This window comes from Streptomyces sp. NPDC031121, assembly GCF_055570615.1.
On record NZ_JBVIGV010000015.1, the window covers coordinates 18,384 to 28,840 of the forward strand.

Annotated in this window: 10 protein-coding genes and 1 pseudogene; 9 read left to right on the top strand and 2 right to left on the bottom strand. The window is 72.8% G+C overall.

What is annotated here, in order from left to right; genetic code table 11:
* The first annotated feature begins 35 nt into the window (after positions 1 to 35).
* A complete protein-coding gene (locus ACZ462_RS26025; RefSeq protein WP_467805392.1) occupies positions 36 to 692 on the top strand; it encodes an HdeD family acid-resistance protein in 657 nt (218 codons plus the stop codon).
* Positions 693 to 821: 129 nt separating this feature from the next.
* Entirely contained in the window at positions 822 to 1,319 is a 498-nt protein-coding gene (locus ACZ462_RS26030) for an ATP-binding protein (protein WP_467805520.1), read from the top strand.
* A gap of 8 nt (positions 1,320 to 1,327) precedes the next feature.
* Here ACZ462_RS26030 and idi read toward each other — a convergent pair whose 3' ends face one another.
* Complete coding sequence (gene idi, locus ACZ462_RS26035) at positions 1,328 to 1,927, bottom strand: isopentenyl-diphosphate Delta-isomerase (protein ID WP_467805393.1); 600 nt, start codon at positions 1,925 to 1,927, stop codon at positions 1,328 to 1,330.
* Positions 1,928 to 2,093: 166 nt separating this feature from the next.
* A pseudogene (locus tag ACZ462_RS26040) lies at positions 2,094 to 2,840 on the bottom strand (SAM-dependent methyltransferase); the annotation flags it as partial.
* A gap of 559 nt (positions 2,841 to 3,399) precedes the next feature.
* Here ACZ462_RS26040 and ACZ462_RS26045 point away from each other — a divergent pair.
* The 7 genes from ACZ462_RS26045 (at position 3,400) to ACZ462_RS26075 (ending at position 10,445) form a co-directional block, all read left to right on the top strand.
* Complete coding sequence (locus tag ACZ462_RS26045) at positions 3,400 to 5,199, top strand: DUF5941 domain-containing protein (RefSeq protein ID WP_468252970.1); 1,800 nt, start codon at positions 3,400 to 3,402, stop codon at positions 5,197 to 5,199.
* Positions 5,196 to 5,948 (top strand): phosphocholine cytidylyltransferase family protein, encoded by a 753-nt coding sequence (locus tag ACZ462_RS26050; RefSeq protein ID WP_467805397.1) that lies wholly within the window; start codon positions 5,196 to 5,198, stop codon positions 5,946 to 5,948. The genes ACZ462_RS26045 and ACZ462_RS26050 overlap by 4 nt, the downstream gene beginning before the upstream one ends.
* Positions 5,936 to 6,997 (top strand): iron-containing alcohol dehydrogenase family protein, encoded by a 1,062-nt coding sequence (locus ACZ462_RS26055; RefSeq protein ID WP_467805398.1) that lies wholly within the window; start codon positions 5,936 to 5,938, stop codon positions 6,995 to 6,997. The genes ACZ462_RS26050 and ACZ462_RS26055 overlap by 13 nt, the downstream gene beginning before the upstream one ends.
* Positions 6,975 to 7,754 (top strand): CDP-alcohol phosphatidyltransferase family protein, encoded by a 780-nt coding sequence (locus ACZ462_RS26060; protein ID WP_467805400.1) that lies wholly within the window; start codon positions 6,975 to 6,977, stop codon positions 7,752 to 7,754. The genes ACZ462_RS26055 and ACZ462_RS26060 overlap by 23 nt, the downstream gene beginning before the upstream one ends.
* Positions 7,751 to 8,644, top strand: coding sequence for a glycosyltransferase family 2 protein (locus ACZ462_RS26065; protein WP_467805401.1), 894 nt, complete (start codon positions 7,751 to 7,753; stop codon positions 8,642 to 8,644). Before ACZ462_RS26060 ends, ACZ462_RS26065 begins: the two co-directional genes overlap by 4 nt.
* 96 nt (positions 8,645 to 8,740) lie before the next feature.
* A complete protein-coding gene (locus ACZ462_RS26070) occupies positions 8,741 to 9,670 on the top strand; it encodes an ABC transporter permease (RefSeq protein WP_467805402.1) in 930 nt (309 codons plus the stop codon).
* On the top strand, positions 9,663 to 10,445 hold the full coding sequence (locus ACZ462_RS26075) for an ABC transporter ATP-binding protein (RefSeq protein WP_467805403.1): 783 nt from the start codon (positions 9,663 to 9,665) through the stop codon (positions 10,443 to 10,445). Before ACZ462_RS26070 ends, ACZ462_RS26075 begins: the two co-directional genes overlap by 8 nt.
* Positions 10,446 to 10,457 lie beyond the last annotated feature (12 nt).

Here is a 10,457-nt window from a genome sequence, read left to right on the forward strand (position 1 = left end):
GAGTCCGACGGGGGGCGCTGAAAGGTGGCACGCCCATGGGCGCAGACCCGGCAGACGGCGCAGGCCCCCCGCCCGGCGGCCTCGACGCCAAGGGGGCGAAGAAGCTCAAGCGGAACTACGCGCTGCTGGCCGTCCTCGGCGCGGTCCTGGTCCTCGGCGGCCTGGCGGGCCTGGTGTACGCGGGGCTCGCGACGCTCACCTCGATGCTCCTGTTCGGCTGGCTGCTGCTCGTCGGCGGCGTCGTGGGCCTCGTCCAGGCCGTGCAGTCGCGGGGCAGCAGCCACTTCTGGCTGACGGTCATGGTCGCCGCGGTGAACATCGCCGCGGGCTTCGTGGTGCTGCGCCGTCCCGAGGCCAGCGCCGAGGCGCTGACGATGTTCGCGGCGCTGCTGTTCCTCGTCGCGGGCGTCTTCCGGCTGGTCGGGGCGATCGTCGTGCGGGGCGCGCACTTCGGGCTGACCCTGGTCCAGGGCGCCTTCGGTATCGTGCTGGGCCTGCTGATCCTCTCCAACTGGCCCAGCAGCAGCCTGTACGTGATCGGGACCTTCTTCTCCCTCGCCCTGCTCTTCGACGGGCTGGCCCTGATCGCCCTGGGCGTGGGGGCCCGGCGCGTCCTGCGCCTGGTCGGCCGGGACGACGGGGACGGGGCCCGGGAGGGACCCGCAGGAGGTCAGGATCAGTCGCACAACTGACGCTGTCATACGCCGCCGGTCGGAAAGCGGCCTAATCCCGCCGAGTTGCGGTCAGCGGTCCGGACCGCACCGTCCGATCCCCACTCTGGACGAGTGGAGACGATCGAGTGCGAAGGACGGGGCCGGGAGATGGAAGTCAGCGGGGGCGTCCCGCCGGTCAAGGCTGGTGAGCCGGAGGCCCCGGCCGGCCCGCTGGCGTACGAAGGCGTGTGGCGGTTCACCGTGCCCGCCGTTGAAGAATCCGTTCCGCAGGCCCGCCGCGCGGTCCGCGACCTGCTCGGCCGCCAGCGCGTACCGGCCCACCGGGACCTGGTGTACTCCCTGCTGCTGATCGTCTCCGAGCTGGTGACGAACTCCGTGCGGCACGCGGCCCTGCTGTCCCCGGAGGTGGCCGTCGAGGTCGCGATCGGCCGGGAGTGGGTGCGGGTGGCCGTCGAGGACAACCACCCCTACCGGCCCAAGGCGCTGGAGGCCGACCACGGCCAGACCGGCGGCCGGGGCCTGCTGCTGGTCCGCGAGACCACCCGGGAGGCCGGCGGGGTCTGCGACGTCGAGCACACCGCGGCGGGCGGCAAGGTCATCTGGGCGGCCCTGCCGCTCGCCGTGCCGCCCCCCAGGGCGCACTGAGCGGCGACCTACCAGCCGGCCGCGTCGCCCGTCAGCTCGCGGATCGCCGGCCGGGCCGCGTCGAGCACCGTCATGAACCAGGCCGAGAACGGCACCTCGGCGTGGCGCTTCGCCAGCTCCCCGGGGGTCACGAACGCCGTGTCGGCGACCTCCTCCGGATCCGGCCGCAGCGCCGCCTGCGCGAGTCCCACGAACAGGTGGTTGTACTCCTGCTCCACCAGACCCGAATCGGGGTCCGGGTGGTTGTAGCGGACCGTGCCCGCCTCGGCCATCAGCGACGGCGACAGGCCCAGCTCCTCGTGCGTCCGCCGGGCGGCGGCCGCGAACGGGGACTCCCCGGGGTAGGGGTGCCCGCAGCAGGTGTTCGACCAGACCCCGGGCGAGTGGTATTTGCCCAGCGCCCGCTGCTGGAGCAGGAGGCGGCCCTGCTCGTCGAAGAGGAACACGGAGAAGGCCCGGTGCAGCAGACCGGGCGCCTGGTGGGCGGAGAGCTTCTCCGCCGTGCCGATGGTGTTGCCGGACTCGTCGACCAGTTCGAGCATGATCGGTTCTTGAGTGCCGGTGCCGTGCTGCGCGCTGTTCGCGGCGGTGGCTGGTGTGGTCGGCATACCCATCCTTCGCTTCGGACTCAGGCCCCCAGTCTGCCCCACGCGCGACACTCGTCCGCACTTCGCCGATTCGCGCATGTCTGCCCCGGCTGCGTGGTAAGCGGCCGGGGGCGGCGCGCGGAACCCCCGCCCGCGCCGCCCCCGCCCCGGCCTACCCGCCGGACGGCGCCGGGCGCAGGACGTAGCCGGTGTAGCCGTACTCGCGGGCGTGCCGGGAGCGTACGGCGATCTCCTCGCGGGCCTCGGCCAGCGCGGCGGCGGCCGCCGCCCCGGGGGCGCCCCCCGCCCGGGCGCGGGCCTCGGCCCCGGCGATCCGCTCGGCGAGCGGCCCGTAGTACGCCGCCCAGTCGGAGTCGGGCAGCAGGTGCACCCCGAGGACCCGGTAGCCGGCCGCCTGCGCCGCCGCGATGTTGTGGGCGGTGTGGCGCAGGGGGGAGCGCGGGTCCCAGAAGGCGCGCGCCCCGGCGGAGGGCTCCTCGGCGGTCCACTCGCACTCGGTGAGCACGAGGGTGCCGCCGGATGCGAGCAGCGGCTTCCACCGCGCGAGCGCGGCGTCGAAGCCCAGGATGTACGCCGAGCCCTCCGCCCACACCAGGTCGAAGGACCCGGCGGGGAAGGGGAGCGCGGCCATGTCCGCCGCGACGGGGCGGATCCGGTCGGCGAGCCCTCGCTCCGCCGCGGCGGAGCGGAGCTCGTCGAGGAAGGGGCGGTGCAGGTCGACGGCTGTCACCTCGGCGCCCGGGCCGGCCTCCTGCGCGAGGAGGAGGGCGCTGCGGCCGGGGCCGCAGCCGAGGTCCAGGATCCGCGGCCGCTCGGGCAGGGGCCCGCACAGCGACAGCAGGTGCCGGGTGGTGGCGTCGGAGCCGGGGGCCTGCCGGGGCAGGCCCGCGTGAAGGGCGAAGAACGCCTCCACGAGTTCGGCGTGGGTGCAGTGGTCGGAAGGAGAACCGGAACGGTCTGTCAACGTGAACCCTCGAAGGGAAGGGGGCACCCGCCGACGGGCCGGATCGGTGGGATCAGGCCCGGCCGGGCACCCGCAGGGAAAGGGGGGTGAACCGGAGCTCGCTGCGCACGGCAGCGACCGCTGCGACGGCCATCAACCCACCTCCCGAACATCCCGGACCCGTACGCCGGCCGCTCGGCCGATCCGTACCGGTGCCCGCCCGCCCGCGAAGGACGGCCGCTCCTCGTCGCGGTCCGCCCGGTGCGGGACCGCCTCCTGCCGCTCCGCCGACCGGAGCCGGCGTGAGCCGCCCCACTTTAACATCCGGGGGTTTGTCGCACCTCGGTGCGATCACCGATGATGATCGCGCCCAGTGCCGCGACCCGCCCGGACACCGGGGGCCGCCGGCCCCCGGGGAGCCAAACGGGTGGTGAGCCCGTGCTTCCCGTCATCCGATAGCCTCTGCCGACGTGCTGCCGCGCCCCCGTGCGGCGTCTGCCGCCGTGATCGCCGCAAGGAGTGAGTTCGTCTGTCGACCGTCATCCTCACCGGTCTGCCGGTCCCCGGATCACCGCTCGCGGACGAGCTGCGCTCCCTCGGCTTCGACGTCCGCACCGCGGCCGGCCCGGCGGACGCGGCCGCAGTCCTCGCCGCCGTGCCCGCCGACCAGCGGGTGGCCGTCGTGGACAGCGCCTTCGTCGGGCACGTCCACGCGCTGCGGCTCGCGCTGACCGACCCGCGCTTCGACGCCTGCGCCGCGACCGGCGCCCTCACCGTGCAGCCGGCCGCGCGCGCGGCCCTCGACAAGGCCGCCGCCCTCCCCGAAACGGAGGCCGGCGACGGCCCCTGGGCCGACCGGCTCGCCGCCGCCGTCGAGGCCTCCGGAACGCCTGTCCAGCGGCCCGAGCTGGGCAGCCTCGTCGCCGCCGTCCCCGCGACCGCGGCGGAGCGGCAGGCCGCCGAGGCCGCCGTCGCGGCCGTCGACGAGGAGGCGGTGCGCCTGCGCTCCGCCGTGAAGTCCCGCGACGGGTTCTTCACCACTTTCTTCATCAGCCCCTACTCGCGCTACCTCGCCCGCTGGTGCGCCCGTCGCGGCCTGACCCCCAACCAGGTCACCACCGCCTCGCTGGCCACCGCGCTCGTCGCCGCCGGCTGCGCCGCCACCGGCGAGCGCTGGGGCTACGTCACCGCGGGCGTGCTGCTGCTCGTCTCGTTCGTCCTGGACTGCACCGACGGGCAGCTGGCCCGCTACTCGCTCCAGTACTCGACGATGGGCGCCTGGCTCGACGCCACCTTCGACCGGGCGAAGGAGTACTCCTTCTACGCGGGCCTCGCGCTGGGCGCCGCCCGGGGCGGCGACGACGTGTGGGGGCTCGCGCTCGGCGCGATGATCCTCATGACGTGCCGGCACGTCGTGGACTTCGCCTTCAACGAGGCCAACCACGACGCGACCGCGAACACCAGCCCCACCGCGGCCCTCTCCGACCGGCTCGACAGCGTCGGCTGGACCGTCTGGATCCGCCGGATGATCATCCTGCCGATCGGCGAGCGCTGGGCGATGATCGCCGTCCTGACGGCCTTCACCACCCCCCGCATCGTCTTCTACGCCCTGCTCGCCGGCTGCGCGTTCGGCGCGCTCTACACCACCGCCGGCCGGGTGCTGCGCTCGCTGACCCGCAAGGCCCGGCGCACCGACCGGGCCGCCCGGGCCCTGGCCGACCTGGCCGACACCGGCCCGGTCGCCGAGCTCACCGCCCGCGCCGCGGGCCGCGTCCTCGGCCGTACGGCGCCCGCCGCCGGGCTCGCGGCCGCCGTGGCCGGCTCGGCCGGGCTGCTGTGGACGGCCTGGGCGCAGCCCTTCGGCGCCTGGCAGACCGCGGTGGCCGCCGCCGGCTACGCGGTGCTCGCGGGGGTGGCCGTCGCCCGCCCCCTGGCCGGGGCCCTCGACTGGCTGATCCCGCCCGTCTTCCGGGCCGCCGAGTACACCACGGTGCTGATCCTGGCCGCCAAGGCCGACGTCCCCGGAGCCCTTCCGGCGGCATTCGGACTGGTCGCGGCGGTCGCCTACCATCACTACGACACGGTCTACCGCATCCGCGGCAACGCGGGCGCGCCCCCGCACCGGCTCGTGCGGGCGATCGGCGGCCACGACGGCCGGGTGCTGCTGACCGCGGTCCTGGCCGCCGTCCTGGCGACGCGCGCCGCGGACTTCCGCTTCGCGCTCACCGCCCTGGCCGTGTCCGTGGCAACCGTGGTGCTCGCCGAGAGCATCCGCTTCTGGGTTTCCTCCGGGGCACCCGCCGTACACGACGAAGGAGAACCAGCATGATCGGCCTTGTCCTCGCTGCCGGTGCGGGACGCCGCCTGCGTCCCTACACCGACACCCTGCCCAAGGCCCTCGTGCCCGTCGGCCCCGAAGGCGACGAGGAGAGCCTGACGGTCCTCGACCTGACCCTCGGCAACTTCGCCGCCGTGGGCCTCACCGAGGTCGCGATCGTCGTCGGCTACCGCAAGGAGGCCGTCTACGAGCGCCGCGAGGCCCTGGAGGCCAAGTACGGGCTGAAGATCACGCTGATCGACAACGACAAGGCAGAGGAGTGGAACAACGCCTACTCCCTGTGGTGCGCGCGCGAGGTCCTCGGCCGCGGTGTGATCCTCGCCAACGGCGACACCGTCCACCCGGTCTCCGTGGAGGAGACCCTCCTCGCCGCCCGCGGCGACGGCAAGAAGATCATCCTCGCCCTCGACACGGTCAAGAACCTGGCCGACGAGGAGATGAAGGTCGTGGTCGACGGCGCCGAGGGCGTGCGGAAGATCACCAAGCTGATGGAGCCGTCCGACGCCACGGGCGAGTACATCGGCGTCACCCTCATCGAGCCGGAGGCCGCCGAGGCCCTCGCCGAGGCCCTGAAGACCACCTTCGAGCGCGACCCGGACCTCTACTACGAGGACGGCTACCAGCAGCTCGTCAACGACGGCTTCGTCATCGACGTGGCCCCCATCGGCGACGTCAGGTGGGTGGAGATCGACAACCACGACGACCTCGCCAAGGGCCGGACGATCGCATGCCAGTACTGACGAGGCTCATCCCCTCCCCGGTCGTCGTCGACATCAGCCGGGGCGCGATGGACGACCTGGCCGGCCTCCTGGCCGACCAGCGGATCTCCGCGTCCGGCAAGCTGGCGATCGCCATCAGCGGCGGCTCCGGCCAGGTGCTGCGCGCCAAGCTGGAGCCGGTGCTGCCGCACGCCGACTGGTACGCGGTTGTCGACGGCACCATCGACTCGGCCGTCAAGCTGGCCGACGACATAAAGGGCCGCCGCTACGACGCCGTCGTGGGCCTGGGCGGCGGCAAGATCATCGACGTGGCGAAGTATGCCGCGGCGCGCGTCGGCCTGCCCATGGTGGCCGTCGCCACCAACCTCTCCCACGACGGCATCTGCTCGCCGGTCGCGACCCTCGACAACGACAACGGCCGCGGCTCCTACGGCGTGCCCACCCCGATCGCGATGGTCATCGACCTCGACGTGATCAAGCAGGCACCCGTCCGGTTCGTCCGCGCCGGCATCGGCGACGCCCTCTCCAACATCTCCGCCATCGCCGACTGGGAGCTGTCGCACGAGGTCAACGGCGAGGCCGTCGACGGCCTCGCCGCCGCGATGGCCCGCACCGCCGGCGAGGCCGTGCTGCGCCACCCCGGCGGCTGCGGCGACGACGAGTTCCTCACCGTCCTCGCCGAGTCCCTCGTCCTGACCGGCATCGCCATGTCGATCAGCGGGGACACCCGCCCCGCCTCCGGCGCCTGCCACGAGATCAGCCACGCCTTCGACCTGCTCCACCCCGGGCGCTCCGCGCTCCACGGCGAGCAGGTCGGCCTCGGCGCCGCCTTCGCGATGCACCTGCGCGGGGCCGGCGAGCAGGCCGGGCTCTTCGCCGAGGTGCTGCGCCGCCACGGCCTGCCGGTGCTCCCCGAGGAGATCGGCTTCAGCGCGGAGGAGTTCGTCGCCGCGGTCGAGTACGCACCCCAGACCCGCCCCGGGCGTTTCACGATCCTGGAGCACCGCAACCTGTCCGCCGCCGATATCAGGGACGCTTACGCCGACTATGCCAAGACCATCCGTAGCTGAGCTCCGGCCCGTCGTTCACCCGGAGGGCGTGAAGGACCGGCGCAGCGGCGAGCACTGGGGCGGCCGCCTGTACATGCGCGAGGTCTCGCTGCGCATCACCCGCCTGCTGGTCACCACCAAGGTCACGCCGAACCAGCTGACCTACGTGATGACCCTGGCGGGCGTCCTCGCGCTGCCCGCGCTGCTCGTGCCGGGCGTCTGGGGCGCCGTCCTCGGCGTGGTCGCCGTGCAGCTGTACCTGCTGCTGGACTGCGTCGACGGCGAGGTCGCCCGCTGGAAGAAGCAGTACTCCCTCTCCGGGGTCTACCTGGACCGGGTGGGCGCCTACCTGTGCGACGCGGCGGTCCTGGTCGGCTTCGGCCTGCGCGCCGCCGACCTGTGGGGCGGCGGCCGGATCGACTGGCTGTGGGCCTTCCTCGGCACCCTCGCCGCGCTCGGCGCGATCCTGATCAAGGCGGAGACCGACCTGGTCGGCGTCGCCCGGCACCAGGGCGGGCTGCCCCCGGTCAAGGAGGCCGCCGCCGAGCCGCGCTCCTCCGGCATGGCACTGGCCCGCCGGGCCGCGGCCGCGCTCAAGTTCCACCGCCTCATCCTCGGCATAGAGGCCTCGCTGCTGATCCTCGTGCTGGCCGTGCTGGACCAGATGCAGGGCGACCTGTACTTCTCCCGCCTCGGCGTGGCCGTCCTGGCCGGCATCGCGCTGCTCCAGACCGTGCTCCACCTGGTGTCCGTCCTCGCGTCGAGCAGGCTGCGGTGAGCGCCCCGCTGCGCGTCGGCGCGGTCGTCATCACCATGGGCAACCGCCCCGACGAGCTGAAGGCGCTCCTCGACTCCGTGGCCCGCCAGGAGGGCGACCCGGTCGAGGTCGTCGTCGTCGGCCAGGGCGTGGACCCCGCCGGGTTCGCCGACCCCGCGGCCGGCGTCCGCACCGTCGCCCTGCCCGAGAACCTCGGCATCCCCGGCGGCCGCAACGTCGGCATCGAGGCCTTCGGCCCGGGCGGCAGCGACGTCGACATCCTGCTCTTCCTCGACGACGACGGGCTGCTGGAGCGCACCGACACCGCCGAGCTGTGCCGCCGCGCCTTCGCGGCGGACCCCCGGCTGGGCATCGTCAGCTTCCGCATCGCCGATCCGGAGACCGGCACCACGCAGCGGCGGCACGTGCCGCGGCTGCGCGCCTCGGACCCGATGCGGTCGTCCCGGGTGACCACGTTCCTCGGCGGCGCGAATGCCGTGCGGACCGCGGTCTTCGGGCAGGTCGGCACCCTCCCGGCGGAGTTCTTCTACGCCCACGAGGAGACCGACCTGGCCTGGCGGGCCCTCGACGCCGGGTGGATGATCGACTACCGGGCGGACATGGTGCTGCTGCACCCGGCGACCGCCCCCTCCCGGCACGCGGTGTACCACCGTATGGTGGCCCGTAACAGGGTGTGGCTCGCCCGCCGCAACCTGCCCGCCCCGCTCGTCCCGGTCTACGTGGGCGTCTGGCTGCTGCTGACGCTCCTGCGCAGGCCCTCCGGGCCGGCGCTCAAGGCGTGGTTCGGCGGCTTCAGGGAGGGCTGGACCACCCCCTGCGGTCCCCGGCGCCCGATGAGGTGGCGTACGGTCTGGCGGCTGACCCGGCTGGGTCGACCGCCTGTCATCTGACACGCTGGCGTTTGAGAACATGGCGCGACCAGGGACAGAGCGCCTTTCGTCCGTGGTCCGCCTCTGCCGCATCGTGAAGACGGAAAGTTTCAACTTGTGAGTGACACAACCCAGGATGGCGCCCTCGCCACGAGCAAGCCGCCGTCCGAAGACGCGGGGCTGACCCCTGCCGAGCTCGCCAGGAAGTACGGCCTGTCCGTCAGCGGTGCCCGGCCCAGCCTGCCCGGCTACGTACGGCAGCTCTGGGAGCGGCGCCACTTCATCATGGCGTTCTCCCGCGCCAAGCTGGTCGCCCAGTACAGCCAGGCCAAGCTCGGCCAGCTGTGGCAGGTGGCGACGCCGCTGCTCAACGCGCTCGTGTACTACCTGATCTTCGGCCTCATCCTGAACGCGGGCCGCGGCATGGAGAAGGGGGTCTACATCCCCTTCCTCGTCATCGGCATCTTCGTCTTCACCTTCACACAGAGCTCGCTCATGGCGGGCGTGCGGGCCATCCCGTCCAACCTGGGCCTGGTCCGCGCCCTGCACTTCCCGCGCGCCTCCCTGCCGATCTCGTTCTCGATGCAGCAGCTCCAGCAGCTGATGTACTCGATGGTCGTCGTGCTGGTCGTCGCGGTCATCTTCGGCAGCTACCCCTCGCTGTCGTGGCTGCTGGTGATCCCCGCCCTGGTGCTCCAGTTCGTCTTCAACACCGGCCTCGCGCTGATCTTCGCGCGCATGGGCGCCAAGACCCCGGACCTCGCCCAGCTGATGCCGTTCCTGACGCGCACCTGGATGTACGCCTCCGGCGTCATGTTCTCGATCAACGAGATGCTCAAGGACCGCCCGGCGTGGATCGCGGACGTCCTGCAGTGGAACCCCGCGGCGATCTACATGGACCTGATCCGCTTCGCGCTGATCGACGGCTACGGCAGCGAGAACCTCCCGCCGCACGTCTGGGCCTTCGCCGTCGGCTGGGCCGTCGTCATCGGCCTCGGCGGCTTCGTGTACTTCTGGAAGGCTGAGGAGCGTTACGGCCGTGGCTGAGAACAACAGGGGCTCCGTCCCCACCGTCATCGCCGACGACGTGCACATCGTCTACCGCGTCAACACCGGCAGCTCCGGCCGGGGCAGCGCCACGGCGGCGCTCAGCAAGATACTCCGCAGGGGCAACGGGGACGCGCCCGGCGTCCGCCGGGTCCACGCCGTGCGCGGCGTGTCCTTCACCGCGTACCGCGGCGAGGCCATCGGCCTCATCGGCTCCAACGGCTCCGGCAAGTCGACCCTCCTGCGCGCCATCGCGGGCCTGCTGCCCTGCGAGTCCGGCAAGGTCTACACCGACGGCCAGCCGTCGCTGCTGGGCGTCAACGCGGCCCTGATGAACGACCTCACCGGCGAGCGGAACGTCGTCCTCGGCGGCCTGGCCATGGGCATGAGCCGGGAGCAGATCCGCGACCGGTACCAGGACATCGTCGACTTCTCCGGAATCAACGAGAAGGGGGACTTCATCTCCCTGCCGATGCGCACGTACTCCTCCGGCATGGCCGCGCGCCTGCGCTTTTCCATTGCCGCGGCCAAGGACCACGACGTGCTGATGATCGACGAGGCGCTCGCCACCGGCGACCGCAAGTTCCAGGTGCGCTCGGAAGCGCGGATCCGCGAGCTGCGCCAGCAGGCCGGAACCGTCTTCCTGGTGAGCCACAACAACAAGTCGATCCGCGACACCTGCAGCCGCGTCCTGTGGCTGGAGAAGGGCGAACTCCTGATGGACGGGCCCACCGAAGAGGTGGTCTCGGCATACGAGAAGGCGTCCGGTCACTGACCGTGACGGCAT

Coding starts and splice junctions, on each gene's coding strand:
- ACZ462_RS26025 (WP_467805392.1), top strand. CDS start 36: ATGGGCGCAGACCCGGCAGACGGCGCAGGCCCCCCGCCCGGCGGCCTC.
- ACZ462_RS26030 (WP_467805520.1), top strand. CDS start 822: ATGGAAGTCAGCGGGGGCGTCCCGCCGGTCAAGGCTGGTGAGCCGGAG.
- idi (WP_467805393.1), bottom strand. CDS start 1,927: ATGCCGACCACACCAGCCACCGCCGCGAACAGCGCGCAGCACGGCACC.
- ACZ462_RS26050 (WP_467805397.1), top strand. CDS start 5,196: ATGATCGGCCTTGTCCTCGCTGCCGGTGCGGGACGCCGCCTGCGTCCC.
- ACZ462_RS26055 (WP_467805398.1), top strand. CDS start 5,936: ATGCCAGTACTGACGAGGCTCATCCCCTCCCCGGTCGTCGTCGACATC.
- ACZ462_RS26060 (WP_467805400.1), top strand. CDS start 6,975: ATGCCAAGACCATCCGTAGCTGAGCTCCGGCCCGTCGTTCACCCGGAG.